Origin of the sequence: Salmonella sp. SJTUF15591 (assembly GCF_043356435.1) — a bacterium.
Classification (GTDB): domain Bacteria; phylum Pseudomonadota; class Gammaproteobacteria; order Enterobacterales; family Enterobacteriaceae; genus Salmonella; species Salmonella enterica.
On the sequence record NZ_JBEUJO010000003.1, the window covers coordinates 515,719 to 541,117 of the forward strand.

Sequence of the window (25,399 nt, forward strand, 5' to 3'; positions counted from 1 at the left end):
CGTGTCATTCACGACTACAAACCGGGGAAATTAAGTAATATTCATCAAGTTTATTAATTATTAAAACTCGAAGCCGATCAGGTAATTCATACGGTCGCCGTAGCCGTCATACCCCAATTTATTATTGAAGTAACGGTAAGAGACGGAGGCGGTCCATCGCGGCATAAACTTCCATGTAAACGTTACCGCGCCGTTCAGGCCGGTCGTCCCACCCTGTTGTTCGGCGTAGGCATCATTACGATCCATTTCAACTTCGTTCCAGTTTGAAATGACGAACTTTTCATTAAACATATCGAAGTTATAAGCCGCGACCCAACCGAGAACATAACCGTTAAAGCCTGTCGCCTGTCCATACTTTTTAGAGGTATAATCGTTCGATAAGTTATGAACAGCGAAATAGGGCTTAATAAAGCCTGATGGGCTGGTTAAACCCAGATAACCTACCCCGTACATCATGTTTAATTCATCACCGAATTTATTCTCCATCGACATATAGAGTTTCATCATTGCGGTAAAGTTAGAGCCTTCTACCACCCTATAATGTCCCAGAAATTGGGTAACATGGTTACGGCCTTCTACCGGATGGTTGAGCACGTTCATTTCATAAAATGATGCAAATTCGCCCCTGTCAAACACGGCGCCGAAATCGGCTACCGCTTTCCACACTTCGCCGCGATCGACATTGACAAAGCCTTTATTCCAGTCGCCATATCCGAAGCTAAGTTTACCGTATACGCGTTTCAATTCCGCTGCCTGGCCATTAAAGCAAGAGAAAAGAACACATGCGGCGAGTAGACTATTAATATATTTCTTATTTTTCATGCTCAACTCCATGAGGTAAAAACACAGTGAAATGTTGTGTAAAGAAGCGAATTCTAAGGAGTGTCTTTTTATACGTAGGTGATAGATGTCTCAAAAATATCAGCGACATATAATCGTCAAATATTCGTGTCAGATAATGTTGTTTATTACGAGATAACTATTTGATTTATAGTTTATGTCTCTGTTGTAAAAGTCACACCGGATAGCATGAAATTAATGAAACTTCGAATGGGAATAATCTCTCGTAAAGACAACTTACTGCCAGTAAATGAGGGTGTTACCGTTGAAACAGCAACATATATTGACATCACAATAGCGGTTCTGACATATGGGCCATATTTGAGATCTGCATCACTCGTTCGCGATTTCTTTTTTTATAGACTGCTTCAGGCGTGTTTTCTTTAGCACGAAATATATTTATGGCATTAATATTATAATGAGTGTGAATAATTTTCTACGATAAAACGATGTTAATGGAAGAAATATAAGATAAATCGAATATATATAGTGCAATTAATTCAGGCTGTATTCCGCAGCCGGGTCTATCGGCAAATATATCGTAATCAGACCGTGCGATAACTCAAAGGAGTTGAAATGAAAAGAACAGTCGTTGCCAGTATGATAGGGTTGGCGCTATGCGCTGGAAGCGTATTATCAACCGCGCAAGCGGCAACCGCAAAGCGTCCTAACTTAGTCATTATTCTGGCGGATGATTTAGGGTATGGCGATCTCGCCACCTACGGGCACCGCATCGTTAAAACACCTAACATAGACAAATTGGCGCAGGAGGGGGTGAAGTTTACCGACTATTATGCGCCAGCGCCTCTGTGTTCTCCTTCCCGCGCGGGCCTGTTAACCGGCCGTATGCCGTTCCGTACCGGAATCCGTTCCTGGATACCGGAAGGCAAAGATGTTGCGCTGGGGCGTAATGAACTGACTATCGCCAACCTGCTAAAACAGCAGGGCTACGATACGGCGATGATGGGGAAATTACACCTGAATGCGGGCGGCGATCGCACCGATCAGCCGCAGGCGAAAGACATGGGCTTTGACTATACGTTGGTTAATCCGGCGGGATTTGTCACCGATGCTACGCTGGACAACGCCAAGGAGCGCCCGCGCTATGGCGTGGTGCATCCTACGGGGTGGATTCGTAATGGCCAACATATTGGCCGCGCAGATAAGATGAGCGGCGAGTTTGTGAGCTCTGAAGTGGTGAACTGGCTGGATAATAAGAAAGACGATAATCCGTTCTTCTTATATGTCGCCTTTACCGAAGTCCATAGCCCGCTGGCGTCGCCGAAAAAATACCTTGATATGTATTCGCAGTACATGACCGACTACCAGAAGCAGCATCCGGATCTGTTCTACGGCGACTGGGCAGACAAACCGTGGCGCGGCACCGGCGAATATTACGCCAATATCAGCTACATGGATGAGCAGGTCGGTAAAGTGCTGGATAAAATTAAGGCGATGGGCGAGGAAGATAACACCATCGTCATCTTTACCAGCGACAACGGCCCTGTCACGCGTGAAGCGCGTAAGGTATACGAGCTGAACCTGGCCGGGGAAACCGACGGTCTGCGCGGGCGTAAAGACAACCTGTGGGAAGGCGGCATTCGCGTACCGGCAATCATCAAATACGGCAAGCACATTCCACAGGGGATGGTAACGGACACGCCGGTATATGGTCTTGACTGGCTGCCGACGCTGGCCAACATGATGGACTTTAAACTTCCGACAGATCGTACCTACGACGGTCAGTCTTTAGTTCCGCTCCTGAAGGACAAGACGTTAAAACGCCAGAAACCGCTGATCTTCGGTATCGATATGCCGTTCCAGGATGATCCGACGGATGAGTGGGCGATCCGCGACGGCGACTGGAAGATGATCATCGATCGCCAGAATAAACCTAAATATCTCTATAACCTGAAAACCGATCGTTTCGAGACGCTCAATCAAATTGGTAAACAGCCGCAGATTGAGAAACAGCTTTACGGTAAGTTCCTGAAGTATAAAAAGGATATTGATAACGATTCGCTGATGAAAGCCCGTGGCGATAAGCCGACGCCTGTCACCTGGGGCTAATGGAATAATTATAAAAAATTAAGTATGCCACTTAGGGCGATGCCCACCTGATCCGGTCACTCTGTGCCGGATCAGGTTCTTTTATTTCAGGGAAGGTAATGATGTTTGGGAAAAGTTGTCAGGTCATGGTTAAACCGACCGGATCGGTGTGTAACCTTGACTGTAAGTACTGTTTTTATCTGGAGAAAGAAAAGCTCTATCCGGATCGAAAAAACCATTACAAAATGTCGGAAGAGACCCTCGAACTCTTCATCAGGCAGCAGATTGCCGCACAAGATATTGATGAGGTCATTTTTGCGTGGCAGGGCGGGGAACCCACATTAATGGGCATCCCGTTTTATCGTAAAGCCGTTGAATTTCAGCAGCGCTATTGTGGCGGCAAAACCATCGTCAATACCTTCCAGACCAACGGCATCCTGATCAACGATGACTGGGCGACCTTCTTCCGGGAGCATGATTTTCTGGTTGGCGTCTCTATTGATGGCGATGCCGCGTTACACGATGAATGGCGAGTGACGCGCTCCGGAAAGCCGACGCATGAAAAAGTAGAAAATGCGGTGCGTTGTCTGGCGCAGCACGACGTAGAATTTAATACCCTCACGGTGGTTAACCGTACCAATATGCATCATCCTGTTCAGGTCTATCGCTACCTGAAAAGCATTGGTAGCCGCTATATGCAATTTATCCCTTTAGTTGAACGCTGTGGGGAAAATGGGCTGGCGCAGCCGCAGGATAAACATATCGCGATGACGCCGTGGTCGGTCGATAGCCTGCAATTTGGTCAGTTTCTGAATGCGGTATTTGATATCTGGATCCGTGAGGATATCGGCGATATCGGCATCCAGCTATTTGAACAGACGCTGGCGGCCTGGTGCGGCCTGCCGCCGCAGGTTTGCGTTTTTGCTCCCACCTGCGGCAGCGCGTTTGCGATGGAAATGAACGGCGATGTTTATAACTGCGATCACTTCGTATATCCGCAATTTAAACTGGGGAATATCCACCAGAAGACGCTGCGTCAAATGAATCAGGGCGAACAAAATCGCCAGTTCGGCAGCGATAAACAGCGTTCAATGGCGCAGGAGTGTCATCGCTGTCAATGGAAGTTCGCCTGCTATGGCGGCTGTCCGAAACATCGTTTTTTACCCTCTGCGTCAGGCGCAACCAATCATAACTATCTGTGTGCAGGTTATCAGGCTTTTTTCTCGCATACCGCGACGGCGATGAGTGCCATGCGAACCCTGTATGAAAAAGGCATCTCACCTGCAGAAATAAAGTCAATATTTGTTTGAAGGTAGTATTCGCAGGGAGTGAATATGTTTTCTCACATTAATGTCGATGCTTGCAAAACGCCAGGCTGCAAAAATCTGGGGATTCTGGGGAGTCCAGACTATCTACCGCAAGGGAAAAATGTTCTCTGTCGAGCGTGCGGTTTTTTGTTCCCCATTATCTCAGCCAGATCGCTTAATCTTTTTCGCCAGGCGGCGAATCAACCCTGGAAAGGTCTGGTGAAGTCCTGTCCGCATTGTGGCGGGACGTCGCTGAAAAAATATGGATTTTCCACTAAAGGTGAACGGCGTATGTATTGCCGCCAGTGTAATAAAACGTTCATCTCCTATACCGCTATCAGGAGCGACGCCAGACAAGAGAACCTTGCCACGTTGATTGGCGAAGGAGCGTCGCTAGTTGAAATACGCGCGGCGCTGGCGATAGACAGCACGGGTTTTAGCCGCGAATTACAAAAACTGTCCCGTCGCGCTAATCAAGCGGAACGCGATTTTGTGTTTCCCGCGTTTGATATCGCTATGAGCACGCGGGCGTTTCGTGTGAAATTTAACGGCGGCGACAGCAGCTTATACGTGCTGGTGACGGCGGAAGAGGAGAGCGGTAAGGTCGTCGCGATCTCAACGAATTACTCCGCCCAACCGGTGGAAGCGGATTATCAATATCATTCTGATTACGAAGAACGACTTCCGTCCGGCACGCTGGCGCATCTGGTGCAGCGAAAAGAGGCGCTGACCATGCGCCGCAATGTATTATTTGATGTGGATTACGGCCCCGCCGTTTTATATAAAAACGATCCGGGGATGTTAGTAAAACCCGTATTACCTGCTTATCGACATTTTGAGTTGGTTCAGGCGTTGACGGATGAGCGTTCCCTGAATGTCCAACATTATCTCGATCACGAATGCTTCATTCTGGGCGGCTGTATGATGGCGAATTTTAGCTATCTTCGTCAGGGGCGCTGTCATATTTCGTTTGTGCGTGAAAGAGGCGTTACGCCGCCCAAACGCGATCTCCCTCCGCGGTTGTTTTTGAGCGGCGGAATTCGCAACAACGTCTGGCGTACATTTTCCACACGGGATTATGCGATGGCGGTATGCAATCTCACAGGAAATAAAAAGGTGAGTTTGTTACGCCATGCGACGTTAAATAGCGCGACGGCGTTTATTCGCTATGTTCACAACCATCCCTTCCTGCCGCATCTTAACCGGATGTCTCCTGGCAATGTTGTTGCCGTACTGGATTACCTAAAGTTTGAATATAACGCTTCACGTAACTGAATTGCTAAAATAAAAAGTGTGATGAGGTGTTGTTGCGGTATTTTATTCGGACGGCTTAAAAATCCAGAGTATTAATTTTCGTGGTCCCCATGAGGGGCGATGAGATTAATACACTGGAGATTTATCATGAATACGTTAACTACAACGTCTGTTGTCCTTCCTGCGCCGCGTCCGGCGATTAATCAGGGTATCGATATCAATAATGAAATGGTGCTTAACCATACCGCTATTTATGAAAATTGCCTTGCGCAGGTCACGCAAGAGAATACGGTAGAAAATGCGCTGATGTTGTTAGACCCTTACGGCACGGCGCCTTTAAGCGCTTATGCCGGGGTCTGGAGTCTGGAACCGGCTGAGATCATAGTCACGGTCCAGGATGCGGCAAAAACGGCGATGCCGGTAGAACATCTTTACACCCTTACGGCAGGCGCAAATCTGTTGCCGGTTCTGGGGCTGGTAGCGGATACTGAAAACCGTATTGTCTTTTCTCAGGCAGATACGCCGCTTGCCGTCTATACGCTCATCACACAGCCATTACCGCCGGTAGATTCCGCGGAGGTCGTATTAGGTTTTCCGATTATCAACGTGACGCAACCTGCTACCGATGCGGACAAGATGGCGCCAGGGTTTTATTTTATTACGCATTTCGATCGCTATAATTACGCATTAGATCAGAATGGTCTGGTGCGCTGGTACGTTACTCAGGATTATCCGTCTTATAATTTTGTTCGAATTGATAATGGCCATTTCCTCACTACTTCAGAAGCGAAAAATACCTATCTGGATATGTATGAGTTCGACATGATGGGGCGTCTTCACACATTCTATAATCTCGATAATCAATTTCACCATTCTATCTGGCCGTGGGACAGCAATACCATTGTTGCGCCCTCTGAATATACCTCGGGTCGGCCCGATGATTTGAAAACCAATGAAGACGGCGTATCGGTTGTCGATCTGACTACCGGGCTGGAGACCGCTTACTACGATATGGCGAAAGTGCTGGATACGACGCGGGTTTCCCGTCCTTCAGGTACGGCGCCGGGAGAAGACCCGACGGTTAAAGACTGGCTGCACATAAACCAGAGCTACGTGAATGAGACGAATCAGTTGTTAATTGCGTCCGGGCGTCATCAGAGCGCGGTGTTTGGCGTCGATCTGCAAACGCAAGCGCTACGCTTTATTTTGTCAACGCATGAAGACTGGGACGACGCTTATCAGCCTTATCTTTTAACCCCGGTCGACAGTGACGGTGTGGCGCTTTACGACTTTAGCAAACAGGAGGATATCGACGCGGCTGACCGTGACTTTTGGACGTGGGGGCAGCATAACGTCGTTGAAATCGCCAATAATACGCCGGGCATGGTGGAGTTTATGGTGTTTGATAACGGTAACTACCGTTCGCGTGATGACAGCAAAAGTCTGTTACCGCCGGATAACTACAGCCGCATTGTCCATTTCGTGGTGAATATGAATGAGATGACCGTTATGCGGCCATTTGAATACGGCAAGGAGCTGGGCGCGCGTGGCTACAGTAGCTGCGTTAGCGCGAAAGAGATCCAGCAGAATGGCAATATTGTGGTGCATTTTGCCGACTGCACGTTTGATGAAAATGGCCGCGCCATCTCTTGCCAGCCTGGCGAGAGCGATATTATCGATCCGCAGGCGGGCAGCGAGGCGATGGGGCTGCTAATTTTACAGGAGATTGCGCCTACGGAGAAAACCGTGCTTTTTGAAGCGACCATGACGTCAGGTTACTACAAAAACGCGGAAACGAACGGGGAAGGCTATCGCTACGATATTACCAGTTTCCGGGTGTATAAAATGGATCTGTACGCGTAGCGGTCTATCATCAATGACTGACTGCACTAAAAAAGTCCGGCGTAAGCCGGACTTCATTTCGTAAAAAACGAGCTATTCATCATATATAATCTAATTTTAACGATGAGTCAGGCGAGGTAAGATAGTAGATTCGAAGAATTCACCTGATTGAGAGAATAAAAAGTGAAACATCTGCACCGATTTTTTAGCAGCGATGCCTCTGGGGGCATCATTCTCATCATCGCCGCTGCGTTGGCTATGCTGATGGCCAATATGGGCGCGACCAGTGGATGGTATCATGATTTTCTGGAGACGCCGGTTCAGCTACGGGTTGGGGCGCTTGAAATCAACAAAAACATGCTGCTGTGGATCAACGATGCGCTGATGGCCGTGTTTTTCCTGTTGATTGGCCTGGAAGTTAAGCGCGAACTGATGCAAGGCTCGTTAGCCAGTCTGCGCCAGGCTGCTTTTCCGGTGATTGCCGCCATCGGCGGGATGATTGTACCGGCATTGCTCTATCTGGCCTTTAACTACTCCGATCCGGTCACTCGCGAGGGCTGGGCTATTCCTGCCGCGACGGATATCGCCTTTGCGCTGGGCGTGTTGGCGCTGTTGGGCAGCCGGGTTCCGCTGGCGCTGAAAATATTCCTGATGGCGCTGGCGATCATCGATGATCTCGGCGCCATCGTTATTATCGCACTGTTTTATACCAGCGATCTTTCTATCGTCTCGCTGGGCGTGGCGGCGTTCGCGATTGCCGTGCTGGCGCTGCTGAACCTGTGCGGCGTCAGACGGACAGGGGTATATATTCTGGTCGGGGCAGTGCTGTGGACGGCGGTACTGAAGTCCGGCGTTCACGCGACGCTGGCAGGCGTCATTGTCGGTTTCTTTATTCCGCTGAAAGAAAAACACGGTCGCTCGCCAGCCAAGCGTCTGGAGCATGTTCTGCACCCGTGGGTCGCGTACCTGATCCTGCCGCTCTTCGCTTTTGCGAATGCCGGCGTTTCTCTTCAGGGCGTCACGATTGACGGTCTGACCTCCATGCTGCCGTTGGGAATTATTGCCGGTCTGCTGATTGGTAAGCCGCTGGGGATTAGCCTGTTTTGCTGGCTGGCGCTGCGTTTCAAGCTGGCGCATCTGCCGCAGGGGACCACTTATCAGCAAATCATGGCGGTCGGCATTTTGTGTGGCATTGGCTTTACGATGTCCATCTTTATCGCCAGCCTGGCATTTGGCAATGTCGATCCGGAACTTATTAACTGGGCGAAATTGGGCATTTTGATTGGTTCATTGCTCTCCGCAGTGGTGGGGTATAGCTGGTTGCGCGCGCGTTTGAACGCGCCGGCATAATCAGTACGAAGGAAAGGGGGAGCGATGTATCGCTCCCTTGCGACATTGAACAGGGAGAGGAATGAGCATGTCTCATATTAACTACAACCATCTTTATTACTTCTGGCATGTCTATAAAGAAGGTTCTGTCGTGGGTGCCGCAGAGGCGCTTTTTCTGACGCCGCAAACCATTACTGGTCAAATTAAAGCCCTGGAAGAGCGTTTACAGGGGAAGCTATTTAAACGTAAGGGACGCGGTCTTGAGCCCAGCGAACTGGGCGAGCTGGTTTTTCGCTATGCGGACAAAATGTTTACGCTAAGCCAGGAGATGCTGGATATCGTCAATTACCGCAAAGAATCAAACCTGTTGTTTGATGTCGGCGTCGCCGATGCTTTATCCAAGCGTCTGGTCAGCAGCGTTCTGGATGCGGCGGTGGTGGTAGACGAACCCATACATCTGCGTTGCTTTGAGTCGACGCACGAAATGTTGCTCGAACAGCTCAGCCAGCACAAGCTGGATATGATTATCTCCGACTGCCCGATAGATTCCACGCAGCAGGAGGGGCTATTCTCAGTCAAAATCGGCGAATGCAGCGTCAGTTTCTGGTGTACGAATCCGCTTCCTGAAAAAGCGTTCCCTGCCTGCCTGGAAGAGCGACGGTTGCTGGTGCCGGGACGGCGCTCAATGCTGGGGCGTAAGTTGTTGAACTGGTTTAATTCACAGGGGTTGCAGGTTGAGATCCTCGGTGAATTTGATGACGCGGCCTTAATGAAGGCGTTTGGCGCGACGCACGATGCGATTTTTGTGGCGCCAAGCCTTTATTCACTGGATTTTTATGCCGATGAGTCGGTAATAGAGATTGGGCGCGTGGAGAATGTCATGGAAGAATATCATGCGATTTTTGCCGAGAGAATGATCCAGCATCCGGCGGTGCAGCGTATTTGCAATGCGGACTACTCGGCATTGTTTAAGCTACAGTAGACGTACCTACCGTAATACTTCCGGCTGCGGAACTAGCCCGCAGCCGGAATCATTCTACAAGTTCAGCAGGCTACGGTACTGCCCACCTTCGCGGATAAACACCGGAATTCTGTTCAGTGGCGTAGCGTACTGCAGCGTCTGCCCTCCTGAATAGCTTTCACCAGTCGCAAGATCCGTCCATGTTTCCCCTTCTGGTAGCCAGACATCACGTTCGCGCATACCTTCATGCATGACGGGGGCGATCAGCAGGTCAGGACCAAAACAATACTGGTCGGTGATTGCCCAACTTGTTTCCTGTTCGGGGAATTCAAAGAACAGTGGGCGCATCACTGGCGAATTGTGCTTATGGGTTTCCTCCATCAGCGCTTTGATATAGGGCTTGAGTTTTTCTCGCAACGCCAGGCAACCTGTCAGTACGTCGCATACTTCCTCACCGTAGCTCCAGACCTCGTTCGGCGCACCTGTAGGGCATTGAGCAATGCCATCCCGGTACGGTTGCGCGGGTAAAATCTGCGGATCGCGGTTGCCGTGCAGACGCATCACCGGACTAAAGACGCCCCACTGGAACCAGCGAATTAGCAATTCATGGAATTTCGGGTCGTGAATATTACCGCCATGGAAACCGCCGATATCCGTCGTCCACCACGGTATCCCTGCTATTCCCATATTGAGTCCGGCGGCAAACTGGTTGCGCAGCGATCTAAACGAGGAGTGAATATCCCCTGACCAGACCAGAGCGCCGTACTTCTGACTGCCGGCCCAGGCGCAGCGTAGCAGGTTGATAACCTGGTCTTCGCCATCGGCTTTCATGCCGTCAAAAAAGGTTTTAGCGTACATACGTGGGTAGATATTGCCCACTTCCAGTACCGGCCCGGCATGGTAGCGATAGTTGTCGTAGTCGTAAACGCTGAACTCAGGTTCGGCTTCATCTAACCAGAATAACTTCACGCCTTTATCGTAATAGTTGCGTTTGGCTTTGCCCCAGACGTAGTCGCGCGCGCCCGGATGAGTCGCATCAAAGTAAGTGGTATTGCCGAGGAAATCCATATTGATCGGCAAGCCACGTTCCGTTTGTACCAGCCAGCCGTTTTCGCGCATCTCCCGATAGCTTTCGGTACGGTTATCCACCGTCGGCCAGACGGAGACCATCAGCTCAATTCCCAGCGATTTCAGCTCGGCAATCATGGCATCAGGATCGGGCCAGTCGCGCGCATCGAACATCCAGTCACCCTGATTCGGCCAGTGAAAGAAGTCGATTACGATCACTGAGATAGGCAGATTGCGGCGCTTATATTCGCGGGCGACCTCCAGCAGCTCTTCCTGTGTACGATAACGGAGTTTGCACTGCCAGAAGCCCATGGCGTAGTCCGGCATCATCGGCGGCGTGCCGGTAGCCAGCGCGTAAGCCCGGCTAATTTCTGCCGGGGTATCGCCAGCCGTGATCCAGTAGTCTAACTGTTCGCTGACCTGCGCTTCCCATTCGGTAACGTTTTGGGCAAAGGTTACGCGTCCGACTGCCGGGTTGTTCCATAAAAATCCGTAGCCCAGACTGGAGAGCATAAACGGTACTGAGGCCTGGGAGTTACGTTGCGCCAGCTCAAGCACGCATCCTTTGAGATCCAGGTTGGCCTGTTGATACTGCCCCATACCATAAATTTTTTCCCCTTCGGTGGCCTCGAAGCGGGCTTTCAGTGAATATTTCCCACCCTGAATAGGGCGGAACTCGCGTCCCTCAAGGTTGAGTGCGCTGACGTACTGGCCGTGAGATGATTCATCCTCGCCAATTTCGCCCCGCAGGCGCCAGAACTCCTGCAACAGGGGTTTGTGTGGATGGCGGTAAAAGGTAACCTGTCCTTTTTGATTGACGATAGCGATAATTTTGCCGTTGGTCAGCGTTGCCTGGTGGTGCTCATAATCAATGTGGCACTGGCTTTCTGCGACTGGCTCAGTCAATGCCCAGTCTTCATTTCTCATTACCGGCAGATGACGGCCGCTGCGTACGCGCAGGCTGTTCTCGCCCCAGGGTTCAATCCATAAATAGCGATCGTTTTGCTGCCAGACCAGACGACGCGGGTCTTGTTGCATAAATGGCATGGTGGTGCCTCCCATATTCGAGGGTGAAGGTAAAGAACGTTATGAGTTGACGGTTTCCAGATCGTGGCGAATCTTCTCTTCCATCGCTTCGTATTTGCGAAAGAAAAGTAGTGGGATCGCTGCGAGCGCGAAGAGTAGGGCGGGTGCCCAGATAAAGGCCCAGATAATTCCCTCCAGACCCGCAGCACTCTGGGCATGGTTGGGGACATAGCCAAAACTGTTCATGATCCAGGCGGCGAAAGCGGTGCCGAGGCCACTACCCATCTTGATGCAGAAGGTGCTGCCGAAGGCGATAAGAATGCCGGTAGCCTTAATACCGGTCTTCCAGGCGCCGAAATCAACGGCGAAGCCCAGCATGGCAAACGGCATTGAGCAGGCGATACCGCTGCCGATATTGCCGAGTATCCAGGCGGCGATGAGGAAAGTAATGTTGTCCGCTGCCAGCCACATCATGACGCCGCCAAACGTGGCGACCAGCAGACCGCCTACCCATATCCAGGTTTTAGCCAGGTATTTGCTAAAGAAGGGGATAGCGATGATAAACAGGATCTGAATCGTCGCCAGGCTGTTAATCAGCGGTACCAGATCTTTACGGTCGAGGTTGTAGGTCAGATAATAGACAATGGTCGTGTTGCGCTGCTGTAGGGCAATCCAGAAGATCAGATTAGCCAGCACCATCAGGATCCACGGCCAGTTACCTTTCATCGCCGCGAAACTTTTTTTCATCGGCAACTTAGGTTCATGCTGTATTTTATCCGTATCCATTTCACGAATGTTTTTAAACGCAAAGAGCGTTAGCGCGCAGGATATAATGGCAAACGTAATTGCCGTATAAATAAAACCAGCGTGATCATCACCGTTACCTAAAAAAGCGACTAACGGCAAGGCGGTCGCGTTCATTAATAAAACCCCAATTTGCCCACCGGTCATTCGCCAGGAATTTAAAACCAGTCTTTCCTTGGGAGATAAGGTCATCAGGGGTAATATTGCACTGAGTGGTGTATTAAGTCCGGTAAATAGAATGCTGGCAATCATATAAGATATTGCTGCATAGATGGCTTTTCCTGTCATACTGATATCAGGAGACCAAAATGACAGCGCGCTGAATACCGCAAAAGGCAGCGGTAACCATAAAAACCAGGGACGACATTTACCGTAGCGTGAACGCGTTTTATCGATGATGATCCCCCATATGGGGGCGTCTATGCCATCGATAATACGCGCCAGCAGCAGGATAACGCCTGCTACGGCAAGGCTAATGCCCGCAACGTCTGTGTAGAAATATAAAATGTACGTTGAACCGAAGCAGTACAGCAGATTACCCGCCACATCCAAAGAGCCGTAGCTAATACGCTGTAGTAAAGACAATGATGCTGACCCGGAAGGCTGGGTATCCTCAATGACAGAACTCATAATGATAACTCCGATATTGGTACGATACGCCCAGAAAAACAACCTCTACTTTCTAAGCAAGTTTTGAATATTATTTTTATGTCGTTTTTGAATTTAACCTCAGATTAAAATGAGTAAGTAAGGTGTACATGAAAAGTAGTTAACCCGACGGCATCAATCAATTATTAAATCTTACATCAGGATTGCGTTTATTAGTTTTTGAATGAGCGATGTTTTTATTTGCTAAGGTGGTCACAGTTTTTTCAGTAATGAAATAAGAAAAGGAAAACAGTGAAAGAAAATAACTTTCAAGTATTACGTGACTGAGGGAGGGGTAGCTGAAAAAATAGGCTGGCCAGGAAGAGCGTGAACGAGTGAGGTCAGAGCCAGCGGTTGACGAGCAAAACGGCAGATAGCAGGCATAAAAAAACCCGCTTTACGCGGGTTTTTCTACAAAGCTGATAACAAGCAGGCGATTAAGCCAGTTTGTTGATCTGTGCAGTCAGGTTAGCTTTATGACGTGCAGCTTTGTTTTTGTGGATCAGACCTTTAGCAGCCTGACGGTCCACGATCGGTTGCATTTCGTTAAATGCTTTCAGTGCAGCAGCTTTGTCGCCAGCTTCGATAGCTGCGTATACTTTCTTGATGAAAGTACGCATCATAGAGCGACGGCTTGCGTTGTGCTTACGAGCCTTTTCAGACTGAACGGCGCGCTTCTTAGCTGATTTGATATTAGCCAAGGTCCAACTCCCAAATGTGTTCTATATGGACAATTCAAAGGCCGAGGAATATGCCCTTTTAGCCTTCTTTTGTCAATGGATTTGTGCAAATAAGCGCCGTTTAAATTGCAGCACTCGTTGCGTAGTGATGGCGCAGGATTCTACCAGCTTGCGTGCTGTGAATACAGCCTTTCCATGAGAAAAATTGCATTAAGCGGCGGGTTTTGGGGCGGAGTTTGCCGCATGGCGATGAAAAGCATCTTCTTTATGTTTCATCAGGGCAATAGTCGGTTAACCTTGACCGCTGTACAAGGTATACTCTTGCGATTTTCACTGTTTTGAGTCAGACATGAAGCTGATACGCGGCATACATAATCTCAGTCAGGCCCCGCATGGGTGTGTGCTGACCATTGGTAATTTCGACGGCGTACATCGGGGGCATCGCGCTCTACTGCAGGGTTTGCAGGAAGAAGGACGCAGACGCGGTCTGCCGGTGGTGGTCATGATTTTCGAACCGCAGCCGCTGGAGCTGTTCGCGACGGATAAAGCGCCCGCCCGCCTGACGCGCCTGCGTGAAAAACTGCATTACCTTGCGCAGTGCGGCGTGGACTATGTGCTGTGCGTGAAATTCGATCGCCGCTTTGCCGCTTTGACGGCGCAAACGTTTATCAGCGAACTGCTGGTGGAGCGACTTGGCGTGCAATTTCTTGCCGTCGGCGATGATTTCCGCTTTGGTGCTAGCCGCGCGGGCGATTTCTTGTTATTACAGAAGGCGGGGGCGGAGTATGGTTTTGCGGTTTCCAGCACCCAAACCTTTTGTGAAGGCGGCGTGCGTATCAGTAGTACCGCAGTGAGACAGGCGCTGGCGGAGGATAACCTGGCGCTTGCCGAAAGCCTGCTGGGACATCCCTTTACTATTTCCGGGCGTGTCGTTCATGGCGACGAGCTGGGACGTACCATTGGCTTCCCGACGGCGAACTTACCGCTGCGCCGTCAGGTCTCCCCGGTCAAAGGGGTCTATGCGGTGGAAGTCACCGGGCTTGGCGATAAGCCGTTACCCGGCGTAGCGAACATTGGCACTCGTCCAACGGTGGCTGGCGTGCGTCAACAACTGGAAGTGCATCTGCTGGACGTTGTAATGGACCTCTACGGTCGCCATATAGATGTAATACTGCGTAAAAAGATACGTAATGAGCAGCGATTTGCGTCGCTTGATGAGCTAAAAGCGCAAATCGCACGCGATGAGTTAACGGCCCGCAAGTTTTTTGGGCTAGCCGGGCAGGTGTAACCCTGACGGTGTTTATCAAACCGAAATACGGAACCGAGAATCTGATGAGTGACTATAAATCGACCCTGAATTTGCCGGAAACAGGGTTCCCGATGCGCGGCGACCTCGCCAAGCGTGAACCGGGAATGCTGGCGCGTTGGACCGATGATGATCTGTACGGCATCATTCGTGCGGCCAAAAAAGGCAAAAAAACCTTCATTCTGCATGATGGCCCTCCATATGCGAATGGCAGCATTCATATTGGTCACTCAGTTAACAAGATTCTGAAAGACATTATCGTGAAGTCCAAAGGACTGTCGGGATTTGACTCGCCTTACGTGCCGGGCTGGGACTGTCACGGTCTGCCTATCGAGCTGAAAGTCGAGCAGGAGTTCGGTAAGCCGGGCGAGAAATTCACCGCCGCTGAATTCCGCGCCAAGTGCCGCGAATATGCCGCTACGCAGGTTGACGGCCAGCGTAAAGACTTCATTCGTCTGGGCGTGTTGGGCGACTGGTCGCATCCGTACCTGACCATGGACTTCAAAACCGAAGCCAACATCATCCGCGCGCTGGGCAGAATTATCAAAAATGGTCATCTGCACAAAGGCGCTAAGCCTGTGCACTGGTGCGTTGACTGCCGTTCCGCGCTGGCGGAAGCGGAAGTTGAATATTACGACAAAACGTCGCCGTCTATCGACGTGGCGTTCCGCGCCGTCGATCAGGATGCGGTGAAAGCGAAGTTTGGTTTGCCGGGCGTGAGCGGCCCGATCTCGTTGGTCATCTGGACCACCACGCCGTGGACTCTGCCGGCTAACCGCGCCATCTCCCTGGCGCCGGACTTTGATTATGCGCTGGTGCAGATTGACGGCCAGGCGGTGATTCTGGCGAAAGATCTGGTTGAAAGCGTCATGCAGCGTATTGGCGCGGCTGAATACACCATTCTCGGCACCGTTAAAGGCGCGGAGCTGGAACTGCTGCGCTTTACCCATCCGTTTATGGGCTTTGACGTGCCGGCGATCCTCGGCGATCACGTCACCCTGGACGCCGGTACCGGCGCGGTACATACCGCCCCTGGTCACGGCCCGGATGACTACGTGATCGGTCAAAAGTATGGCCTGGAAACCGCTAACCCGGTTGGCCCGGACGGCGCTTACCTGCCAGGCACATATCCAACGCTTGACGGTGTTAACGTCTTCAAGGCGAACGATATCGTTATTGAACTGCTGAAAGAAAAAGGCGCGCTACTGCATGTCGAAAAAATGCAGCACAGCTATCCGTGCTGTTGGCGTCACAAAACGCCGATCATTTTCCGCGCGACCCCGCAGTGGTTCGTCAGCATGGATAAAGAAGGGCTTCGTCAACAGTCGCTGAAAGAGATCAAAGGCGTTCAGTGGATCCCGGACTGGGGTCAGGCGCGTATTGAATCAATGGTCGCTAACCGTCCTGACTGGTGTATCTCACGTCAGCGTACCTGGGGCGTACCGATGTCGCTGTTCGTGCATAAAGAAACGCAGGAGCTGCTGCCGATTGAGCGTACTCTGGCGGCGATGGAAGAGGTGGCGAAACGCGTTGAAGTTGACGGTATCCAGGCGTGGTGGGATCTCGACCCGAAAGAGATCCTCGGCGAAGATGCTGATCAATACGAGAAAGTTCCGGATACGTTGGACGTTTGGTTTGATTCCGGTTCCACCAGTTACTCCGTGGTTGACGCACGTCCGGAATTCGCCGGTCACGCTGCCGATATGTATCTGGAAGGCTCTGACCAGCATCGCGGCTGGTTTATGTCCTCCCTGATGATTAGCGTGGCGATGAAAGGCAAAGCGCCATACCGCCAGGTACTGACTCACGGCTTCACCGTCGATGGTCAGGGGCGCAAAATGTCCAAGTCCATCGGTAACACCGTATCGCCGCAGGATGTGATGAATAAACTGGGCGCGGATATCCTGCGTCTGTGGGTGGCGTCTACTGACTATACCGGCGAAATGGCGGTCTCTGACGAGATCCTGAAACGTGCTGCCGACAGCTATCGCCGTATCCGTAATACCGCGCGCTTCCTGCTGGCGAACCTCAATGGCTTCAATCCGGCCACCGATATGGTCAAACCGGAAGAGATGGTGGTGCTGGACCGGTGGGCGGTGGGCTGCGCGAAAACGGCGCAGCAAGAGATTCTGAAGGCATACGAAGCTTACGACTTCCATGAAGTGGTACAGCGCCTGATGCGCTTCTGCTCCGTTGAAATGGGCTCGTTCTACCTCGACATCATCAAAGACCGCCAGTACACCGCGAAGGCCGATAGCGTCGCGCGTCGTAGCTGCCAGACTGCGCTGTATCATATCGCAGAGGCGCTGGTTCGCTGGATGGCGCCGATCATGTCCTTCACGGCTGATGAAATCTGGGGCTACCTGCCGGGCGAGCGTGAAAAATATGTCTTCACCGGCGAATGGTACGACGGGTTGTTTGGCCTGGAAGAGAATGAAGAATTTAATGACGCATTCTGGGACGATGTCCGCTATATCAAGGACCAGGTCAACAAAGAGCTGGAAAATCAGAAAGCCAATGGCATCAAATCGAACCTGGAAGCAAAAGTGACGCTGAAATATGCTGACGATGCTAACGGTACGATCAAGAAGCTGAAACTGTTGGGTGAAGAGGTCAGATTTATCTTCATTACTTCCCAGTTCGTGATTTCTGAGCAAGCGGGGGGTATTGATGATGAAAATATTCAGTACAATGCTGGTAATACGACAGTTCAGGCAGTGGTAACGCGTGCCGAGGGTGATAAGTGTCCGCGCTGCTGGCACTACACTACTGATGTCGGCAAGGTGGCGGAACATGCAGATATCTGCGGACGCTGTGTCAGCAACATCGCCGGTAATGGCGAACAACGTAAATTTGCCTGATGAGTAAACCACTCTGTTCAACAGGACTACGCTGGCTATGGCTGGTAGTAGTCGTGCTGATTATCGATTTGGGCAGCAAATACCTGATCCTCCAGAATTTCGCTCTGGGGGATACGGTAGGGCTGTTCCCGTCGCTTAATCTGCATTATGCGCGTAACTACGGCGCGGCTTTTAGCTTCCTGGCGGATAGCGGCGGCTGGCAGCGCTGGTTCTTTGCCGGGATTGCGATAGGGATCTGCGTAATTCTTTTGGTGATGATGTACCGCTCGAAAGCGACGCAGAAGCTGAATAACATCGCTTATGCGTTAATCATCGGCGGCGCGCTGGGTAACCTGTTCGACCGCCTGTGGCACGGCTTTGTTGTCGATATGATCGATTTTTACGTCGGTAACTGGCATTTCGCGACGTTCAACCTTGCCGATAGCGCGATCTGTATCGGCGCGGCGCTGATTGTACTGGAAGGCTTTTTGCCGAAGCCGACAGCGAAAGAACAGGCATAAGCGTAAATACCGGGTGGCGCTTATCCGGTTTTGTAGGCCTGATAAGCGCAGCGCCATCAGGCAAACGTGGTGCCGGATGGCGGTGAAAACGCCTTATCCGGCCTACGGTTTTATCGTTCTTTGTGCCTCCGGGCAAAACACGTGAGCAATTTGCATGTCTAAATCCGTACAGAGCAACAGCGCGATCCTCGTTCACTTCACCCTGAAACTGGATGATGGCTCAACGGCGGAATCTACCCGCAATAACGGCAAGCCAGCCCTGTTCCGTCTTGGCGATACCTCGCTTTCCGAAGGTCTGGAGCAGCAGCTTCTGGGGTTGAAAGAAGGGGAAAAGAAAGCGTTTTCGCTGGAGCCTGACGCCGCGTTTGGCGTCCCCAGTCCGGACTTAATCCAGTATTTCTCGCGCCGTGAGTTTATGGCGGCGGGCGAACCGGAAGTCGGGGCGATTATGCTTTTTACCGCAATGGATGGCAGCGAAATGCCTGGCGTGATTCGCGAAATCAACGGCGACTCGATTACCGTTGATTTTAACCATCCGCTGGCCGGGCATACCGTTCACTTTGATATTGAAGTGCTGGAAATCGATCCGGCGCTGGAGGCATAAACATGCAGATCCTGTTGGCTAACCCACGCGGTTTTTGCGCCGGGGTAGACCGCGCTATCAGCATTGTTGAAAATGCGCTCGCTATTTACGGCGCGCCAATTTACGTTCGGCACGAAGTCGTGCATAACCGCTATGTAGTGGACAGCCTGCGCAAGCGCGGGGCGATCTTTATAGAGCAAATTAGCGAAGTGCCGGATGGCGCCATTCTGATTTTCTCCGCTCATGGGGTTTCCCAGGCGGTGCGTAACGAGGCGAAAAGCCGCGATCTTACCGTTTTTGACGCCACCTGCCCGCTGGTGACGAAAGTCCATATGGAAGTGGCGCGCGCCAGCCGTCGCGGTGAAGAATCTATTCTCATCGGCCACGCCGGACACCCGGAAGTGGAAGGCACCATGGGTCAGTACAGCAACCCGGAAGGGGGGATGTATCTGGTTGAGTCGCCAGAGGACGTCTGGACGCTGAATGTCAAAAATGAAGGTAAGCTCTCCTTCATGACGCAAACCACGCTTTCCGTGGACGATACGTCCGATGTGATTGATGCGCTGCGTAAACGCTTTCCGAAAATCGTCGGCCCGCGCAAAGACGATATTTGCTATGCCACTACTAATCGTCAGGAAGCGGTGCGGGCGCTGGCGGAGCAGGCTGACGTGGTGCTGGTGGTCGGCTCGAAAAACTCTTCTAACTCTAACCGATTGGCGGAACTGGCCCAACGGATGGGAAAAACCGCGTTTCTTATCGACGATGCGGCGGATATCCAGGAGGCGTGGGTGAAAGAAGCCGCCTGCGTCGGCGTCACCGCTGGCGCTTCCGCGCCGGATATTCTGGTGCAGAATGTTATTGCGCGTCTGCGCGAGTTTGGCGGCGGCGAAGCTGTCACGCTTGAGGGGCGCGAAGAAAATATTGTTTTCGAAGTGCCGAAAGAGCTGCGTGTGGATGTTCGTGAGGTCGAATAAGATTTCACAATTCAGAAATCTGCCTGATGACGCTACGTTGACCAGATCTTAAGAATTTCTTTTGATATTCAATGTGCGACAGGAAGAATAAGGCGTAGTCGTCATCCAGTGCTAATGCCCCACCTTTTTGCTATTCATCTGAAAAACCAGCACAATCGTTGCTGGTTTTTTGGGTTGTAATGCCTACAGGGATAAGGGAAATGGGCAAAATAAAATATGGATTGGCAACGTTACTCGCCATCGGCTTTTGGATGGACGCAACAAGCGCCACGGTGCTGGAGCTACCCGCCTGGGAGCGAAACTATACCGGAACTATCGCGGGGAAACCGGTAAACGTTAATATCACGCGATTTGGTAACACGCTTTATGGGTATTACTGCTATGAACCTTGCAATCAGCACAAGGCAGCGATTGTTCTACGCGGCTCACTCCAGGATAAAGAGGTACATCTTGAAGAACGCGTAAAGGCGCTTTCGGGTTACTGGAATGCGGAAATCTCCAGCAGTGAGATTAAAGGCGAATGGACGTCCGCAGATAAAAAACGACATTTTCCTGTTGCCCTTATCTACCTCAAACCTAAAAACTCCCCTGATATTGTGCTGGTCACGAACACGAATGATGCAGGGGGTTACGACCCTTCCAAAGAGATTGATTGCGGCAATACGCCGGCCATTTCGGCGATAAAATTATACCGTGATGGTAAACTCATACAGACCTTAGATACCGCCTCGGTGGGCACTTGTAGCCCGTTTATGCCTCAATGGGGGGATGTCAATTTTGATGGCTACCCGGATCTGTCGATTGTAACAGAGTTACTTGCTGGGCCGGATGCTCCAGTACAAACATGGCTCTATGACCCCGCCAAACAGCGTTATGTTGATGCGCCAGCGTCTTATCAGGAAATCACTTCACCAGAGATCGATGCTGAACATAAACAGATTGTCAGCTATTGGCGCGGCGGTTGCTGCAGCCATGGCGTCAATGTGTATCGCTGGAAAGGAAAAACGATTGAACTGATCGATCGCGGTGAAAGCTACTTTCAGCCTGTGATAAGTAAAGGCAAAATGTATAACTGCTACATGACACCTTCCTACGCTGATGGGCGTATTATTTATCCGCTAGTACGTAAAAATGGTCATTTGACGCCGCCTCTTAGCCTTGATGGGACGTGTCAACCTTTTTGGCTAATCGGTAATGTTCGTACCGTGATTCAGGCAGAAAAACCCGGCGCTGAGCCCGAATCGCTTGAGATTCAGTGGCAGGAAAACAAAGCATCGCCAGGGCGTTTTTGCCCATTAGTTCCGTTTATCGAAGGTGATAAGCTAAGTCCGCGTCTGAGTATGAAGATATAAAACAATAGGTCAGGAGAGCGTTAATGACAGCATCCCTACACATTATTCTTGATACCGATCCGGGCATTGATGACGCGGCTGCGATTGCCGCTGCGCTGTTCGCCCCCGAGCTGGATCTGCAACTAATAACCACCGTTGCCGGCAACGTTTCGGTTGAAAAAACCACCCGTAATGCGTTGCAGCTTCTGCATTTCTGGGACGCCGATGTGCCACTTGCCCAGGGGGCCGCGACGCCGCTGCTGCGTCCGTTACGCGATGCGGCATACGTCCACGGCGAGTCCGGCATGGAAGGCTATGATTTTGTCGACCATCAGCGCCAACCGTTGGCGAAGCCTGCGTTTATCGCTATCCGGGATGTGCTGATGAACGCCCCGGAGCCCATGACATTAGTGGCGATTGGGCCATTGACCAATATTGCGTTGCTACTGATGCACTATCCGGAGTGTGCGTGTAACATTCGCCGTCTGGTGTTGATGGGCGGTTCCGCAGGGCGCGGCAATTTTACGCCTAATGCTGAATTTAACATTGCTGTCGATCCGGAGGCCGCCGCCCACGTATTTCGTAGCGGCATTGAGATTGTGATGTGTGGGCTGGACGTCACGAATCAGGCAATGCTCTCGCCAGATTTTCTGAGTAAACTGCCCGCGCTGAATCGCACCGGTAAGATGTTGCACAGCCTGTTCAACCATTATCGCAGCGGTAGTATGCGCACTGGCGTCCGGATGCACGATCTCTGCGCGATCGCCTGGCTGGTGCGTCCGGAGCTTTTTACCCTGCAATCCTGTTTTGTGGCCGTAGAAACGCAGGGGCAATATACCGCCGGTACCACGGTGGTAGATATTGAAGGGCGTCTTGGGCAGCCCGCCAACGCGCAGGTGGCGCTGGCGCTGGATGTGGACGGTTTTCGTCAGTGGGTGGCTGAGGTGTTTGCCTATGCGCCGTAATTACATGTTGGCGCCATAATCTCATACTTTGCCACGATAGAGTCTCTCCGGCCTGCCCACTTTCCCGTAGCTGATCTCCGCTTCGAGAAAGTTATTTTTCACGCCTTGTTCCAGATAGCGTCGGGCAGTGGTTTTACTGCTGCCCAGAATTTGCGCCAGAGTGTCTGCTGTATGTACTGCCTGCGGGTCGGTGAATATTTGTCGTACCCGGTTGAAGGTGTTTTCATCAATTCCCCGCAGTCCGCTATTCGGTTCTGCGGTTTGTTCTTTGGCCTGGATATTAAATAAGGCATCAACGTGCGTCTGGTTTGCCTGCTCACTGGAACGTAACGAACTGCGGTAACGGGTGAACCGCTCCAGGGTATGCTGCAGGCGCTGATAATGTACCGGCTTAATCAGATAATCGAATACGCCCATGCGTAAGGCATCGCTGATGGTATCCATATGATTGTCGGCGGTAATGAAAATAATTCGCCCCGTGTAGTTGGCGCTGATGGTATGACGAATTAAATCGATCCCTTTGCCATCGGGTAAAAAATTATCCAATAGAATTAACTGTGGTTGATAGAGGCGTATTTGCTTCTTTGCACTTTCCAGTTTGTCTGCGATGCCGATGATTGAAAACTGGGGAAAAAGCTTGATGGTGTCCACCAGGATTTCCGCTAGCATCGGTTCGTCTTCAACGATGAGTGTCGTAATGCTATCCATGTTATTCTTCTCTGGTAAAAGGGATATAGAGGGTAAAAATGGTGCCAAAAGGATTATTGTTATCGACGATAATGTCGCCATTGGCCTGCTTGACGTAGCTGTGCACCAACCATAATCCAATTCCGTGATCGCCGTTATTGTGGGTGGTCACTCCACGCTCGAAAATATGCTGGCGGATATTTTCGTCAATACCACATCCCTGATCGGCAACTTCAATAATGACTTCATTACCTTCGCTGTTGATCAGGCACTCAATCTGTCGCGAGCCTTCGCTATTGAGCAGGGTGGCGTTATAGGCGTTGTCCAATAAATTGCCAACAATCGAAATCCATTCATTATGCGAGAGCGATGACGGCAGGTGTTCAACAAAGCTTGAAGGATCGAAAATCAGCTCCAGCCCCAGCTCTTTTGCCCGATAATATTTACCGATTAATAGCCCCGCAAGGTGGTGGTCGCGGAAATTATGGGAAATAAAATCGAGTACTTTCTGGTGGCTTTCCGACTGCTGCTGAATCAGCGCCAGCGCATTATCGTAGCGCTTCAGGAACAGCAGTCCGGCAATGGTGGAAATAAGGTTGCGATGCTCATGCTGCACGGCGCGCAGGTTATCGGCGTATTGCCGCACCTGACTTAACTGCAGGCTGAGTGTATTGATATCGTCTTTGTTGCGAAAGCTAATAACCCAGCCCTGAGGCTGGTTGTCAATAATGACCGCCATGCGACTGGCGATGACTTTCATTTGGTTAAAGGTGACGATCTCATCTTTTTTGTTTTTTTGCGGCGCATCGTAAAAGAAGGCCTCCGGCAACACGATATGGTGGATTGCATAGCCAATGAGTTCAGACTCCGGTTGGCTCAGATTCAGTAAGCGGCGAGCCGTTTGGTTAATGGCGGTAATACGGTGATGGGAGTCAATGGCGATCAACCCTTCAAATACCGACTCAAACAACACGCTTTGCTGAATTAATAGTTGTGAAAGCTGCTGCGGCTCCATGTTAAGCATCTGCTTTTTAATATGCAGCGAGAAGCGGCGGGCGCAGTACAACAGCACCAGCAGCAGTAACGCCATCGGGAACAGCAACGAGCTGATTTGTAAGTTAAGCCAGCTATCCAACTGTTCCAGAGTATAGCCGACGGAAACAATACCAATGACTTTACCGGTACTGTCCTGAATCGGGGATTTACCACGTAGGGAAGAGCCTAATGAACCTTTGCGCACCGATACGTAGCTTTTAGCGTTATACAGCGCGTCGTCGCTATCGCCGCCCTCCATATATTTGCCGATCTCATCCGGGTTGACGTGATACAGTCGCTGACCTTTTTCGTTGCCAACGGTAATGTAAGTCGCATCCGAAAACGAGCGCATTGGGTCAATCAGCGCTTTGATGCGTGACAAATCATGCGCCTCTACGGCTTCAACTAATTCTGGCATAGCGGATATTTGCATTGCCTGAATAAGCGCACGTTGGCCCACCTGATAATGCAGGCGCTCTTTCGTGATATCGGTCAGATACCAGGTGATTGCCAGCATCACGATGGTGGATGTAAACAGGATCAGTAGAAATATCCGGTTTTGAAACGAGCGTCTGGCAAACCAGTGTGTAATTTCCCGTATAAACATATTGGTAGTTAGATATTTAATTACGGTATTTTCTTGCATTCGGCATCACCGGAACCTGAACCAGTTCATACTTACTTTTCTTTCAGAAAAAATTTGGATGAAAATGGGATACGACATGCGTATCCCATCCACTATTACATCGCCAGCACGTACTTCAGCATCACGCCCGCCGCAATGGCCGAACCGATAACCCCCGCCACGTTCGGCCCCATCGCGTGCATCAGCAGGAAGTTCTGCGGGTCCGATTCCAGCCCCACTTTGTTCGATACGCGTGCCGCCATCGGCACTGCCGACACCCCCGCCGAACCGATAAGCGGGTTGATTTTGTTCTTACTGCACAGGTTCATCAGCTTCGCCATCAGCACCCCGGCGGCAGTCCCGATACCAAAGGCAACCACCCCCAGCAGCAGAATGCCCAGCGTCTGCGGCTGCAGGAACTTATCCGCGACCAGCTTCGCGCCCACCGACAGCCCGAGGAAGATGGTGACGATATTAATCAGCCCGTTCTGTACCGTGTCGCTCAGGCGCTCCACCACGCCGCTTTCGCGCATCAGATTGCCAAAGCAGAACATCCCCAGCAGCGGCGCGGCGTCCGGCAGCAGCAGCGCCACCAGTAGTAACAGCACCACCGGGAAGAGGATTTTTTCCCGCTTGCTGACGGTGCGCAGCTGCACCATGCGGATTTTCCGCTCCGTCTCCGTGGTCAGCGCCTTCATAATCGGCGGCTGGATTAACGGCACCA

20 protein-coding genes and 1 pseudogene are annotated in these 25,399 nt (G+C 51.1%); 14 read left to right on the forward strand and 7 right to left on the reverse strand.

Translation table 11 applies throughout. The features are described 5' to 3' along the window. Positions 1 to 60: 60 nt before the first annotated feature. A complete protein-coding gene (locus tag ABVM99_RS09955) occupies positions 61 to 822 on the reverse strand; it encodes an outer membrane protein OmpK (protein WP_000791534.1) in 762 nt (253 codons plus the stop codon). Positions 823 to 1,416: 594 nt separating this feature from the next. Here ABVM99_RS09955 and ABVM99_RS09960 point away from each other — a divergent pair. The 6 genes from ABVM99_RS09960 to nhaR all read left to right on the forward strand — a co-directional run bounded on the left by ABVM99_RS09960 (position 1,417) and on the right by nhaR (position 9,603). After that, positions 1,417 to 2,910: a sulfatase gene (locus tag ABVM99_RS09960; protein WP_000831886.1), complete on the forward strand. Its 1,494-nt coding sequence runs from the start codon at positions 1,417 to 1,419 to the stop codon at positions 2,908 to 2,910. Between the two features lie 98 nt (positions 2,911 to 3,008). Beyond that, complete coding sequence (locus tag ABVM99_RS09965) at positions 3,009 to 4,199, forward strand: anaerobic sulfatase maturase (RefSeq protein ID WP_000971148.1); 1,191 nt, start codon at positions 3,009 to 3,011, stop codon at positions 4,197 to 4,199. Between the two features lie 18 nt (positions 4,200 to 4,217). Beyond that, positions 4,218 to 5,471, forward strand: a complete 1,254-nt coding sequence (locus tag ABVM99_RS09970; RefSeq protein ID WP_001055831.1) for a hypothetical protein — start codon at positions 4,218 to 4,220, stop codon at positions 5,469 to 5,471. A gap of 126 nt (positions 5,472 to 5,597) precedes the next feature. After that, on the forward strand, positions 5,598 to 7,313 hold the full coding sequence (locus ABVM99_RS09975; protein ID WP_023195078.1) for an aryl-sulfate sulfotransferase: 1,716 nt from the start codon (positions 5,598 to 5,600) through the stop codon (positions 7,311 to 7,313). Between the two features lie 162 nt (positions 7,314 to 7,475). Beyond that, the gene (nhaA, locus tag ABVM99_RS09980) at positions 7,476 to 8,642 is read left to right on the forward strand and encodes a Na+/H+ antiporter NhaA (RefSeq protein ID WP_000681340.1); all 1,167 of its coding nucleotides are present in this window, start codon (positions 7,476 to 7,478) and stop codon (positions 8,640 to 8,642) included. Between the two features lie 61 nt (positions 8,643 to 8,703). Next, complete coding sequence (gene nhaR / locus ABVM99_RS09985; protein ID WP_000062872.1) at positions 8,704 to 9,603, forward strand: transcriptional activator NhaR; 900 nt, start codon at positions 8,704 to 8,706, stop codon at positions 9,601 to 9,603. Positions 9,604 to 9,657: 54 nt separating this feature from the next. Here the strand turns inward: nhaR and ABVM99_RS09990 are convergent, their stop codons facing one another. The 3 genes from ABVM99_RS09990 to rpsT all read right to left on the reverse strand — a co-directional run bounded on the left by ABVM99_RS09990 (position 9,658) and on the right by rpsT (position 13,829). Further along, complete coding sequence (locus ABVM99_RS09990; RefSeq protein WP_023195079.1) at positions 9,658 to 11,697, reverse strand: TIM-barrel domain-containing protein; 2,040 nt, start codon at positions 11,695 to 11,697, stop codon at positions 9,658 to 9,660. Positions 11,698 to 11,736: 39 nt separating this feature from the next. Beyond that, positions 11,737 to 13,110 (reverse strand): MFS transporter, encoded by a 1,374-nt coding sequence (locus tag ABVM99_RS09995; RefSeq protein ID WP_000099989.1) that lies wholly within the window; start codon positions 13,108 to 13,110, stop codon positions 11,737 to 11,739. Positions 13,111 to 13,565: 455 nt separating this feature from the next. Continuing rightward, on the reverse strand, positions 13,566 to 13,829 hold the full coding sequence (rpsT, locus tag ABVM99_RS10000; protein ID WP_001518655.1) for a 30S ribosomal protein S20: 264 nt from the start codon (positions 13,827 to 13,829) through the stop codon (positions 13,566 to 13,568). 105 nt (positions 13,830 to 13,934) lie between these two features. Between rpsT and ABVM99_RS10005 the strand changes: the two genes are divergently transcribed. The 8 genes and pseudogenes from ABVM99_RS10005 to rihC all read left to right on the forward strand — a co-directional run bounded on the left by ABVM99_RS10005 (position 13,935) and on the right by rihC (position 22,328). Further along, positions 13,935 to 14,150: a DUF2575 family protein gene (locus tag ABVM99_RS10005; RefSeq protein ID WP_001726890.1), complete on the forward strand. Its 216-nt coding sequence runs from the start codon at positions 13,935 to 13,937 to the stop codon at positions 14,148 to 14,150. Between the two features lie 7 nt (positions 14,151 to 14,157). Beyond that, positions 14,158 to 15,096, forward strand: a complete 939-nt coding sequence (ribF, locus tag ABVM99_RS10010; protein ID WP_000767311.1) for a bifunctional riboflavin kinase/FAD synthetase — start codon at positions 14,158 to 14,160, stop codon at positions 15,094 to 15,096. 44 nt (positions 15,097 to 15,140) lie between these two features. Next, positions 15,141 to 17,975, forward strand: a complete 2,835-nt coding sequence (ileS, locus tag ABVM99_RS10015) for an isoleucine--tRNA ligase (protein ID WP_001563101.1) — start codon at positions 15,141 to 15,143, stop codon at positions 17,973 to 17,975. Continuing rightward, entirely contained in the window at positions 17,975 to 18,475 is a 501-nt protein-coding gene (gene lspA, locus ABVM99_RS10020) for a signal peptidase II (protein WP_000042739.1), read from the forward strand. The genes ileS and lspA overlap by 1 nt, the downstream gene beginning before the upstream one ends. A 154-nt stretch (positions 18,476 to 18,629) precedes the next feature. Continuing rightward, positions 18,630 to 19,079, forward strand: coding sequence for an FKBP-type peptidyl-prolyl cis-trans isomerase (gene fkpB, locus ABVM99_RS10025; RefSeq protein WP_000047269.1), 450 nt, complete (start codon positions 18,630 to 18,632; stop codon positions 19,077 to 19,079). Positions 19,080 to 19,081: 2 nt separating this feature from the next. Beyond that, on the forward strand, positions 19,082 to 20,032 hold the full coding sequence (gene ispH, locus ABVM99_RS10030; protein WP_023194372.1) for a 4-hydroxy-3-methylbut-2-enyl diphosphate reductase: 951 nt from the start codon (positions 19,082 to 19,084) through the stop codon (positions 20,030 to 20,032). A gap of 200 nt (positions 20,033 to 20,232) precedes the next feature. Beyond that, positions 20,233 to 21,369 (forward strand): annotated as a pseudogene (locus ABVM99_RS10035) (XAC2610-related protein); the annotation flags it as partial. 38 nt (positions 21,370 to 21,407) lie between these two features. Then, complete coding sequence (gene rihC, locus ABVM99_RS10040; protein ID WP_023194374.1) at positions 21,408 to 22,328, forward strand: ribonucleoside hydrolase RihC; 921 nt, start codon at positions 21,408 to 21,410, stop codon at positions 22,326 to 22,328. A gap of 21 nt (positions 22,329 to 22,349) precedes the next feature. Here the strand turns inward: rihC and ABVM99_RS10045 are convergent, their stop codons facing one another. The 3 genes from ABVM99_RS10045 to ABVM99_RS10055 all read right to left on the reverse strand — a co-directional run. Beyond that, positions 22,350 to 23,036 carry a response regulator gene (locus ABVM99_RS10045; protein WP_001647576.1) on the reverse strand — a complete coding sequence of 229 codons (687 nt, stop codon included), beginning with the start codon at positions 23,034 to 23,036 and terminating at the stop codon, positions 22,350 to 22,352. A 1-nt stretch (position 23,037) separates the two neighbouring features. After that, on the reverse strand, positions 23,038 to 24,657 hold the full coding sequence (locus tag ABVM99_RS10050) for a sensor histidine kinase (RefSeq protein ID WP_023166950.1): 1,620 nt from the start codon (positions 24,655 to 24,657) through the stop codon (positions 23,038 to 23,040). A 134-nt stretch (positions 24,658 to 24,791) separates the two neighbouring features. Continuing rightward, positions 24,792 to 25,399 (reverse strand): sodium ion-translocating decarboxylase subunit beta (locus ABVM99_RS10055; protein WP_272709663.1); only part of this gene is annotated, 608 nt, incomplete at its 5' end.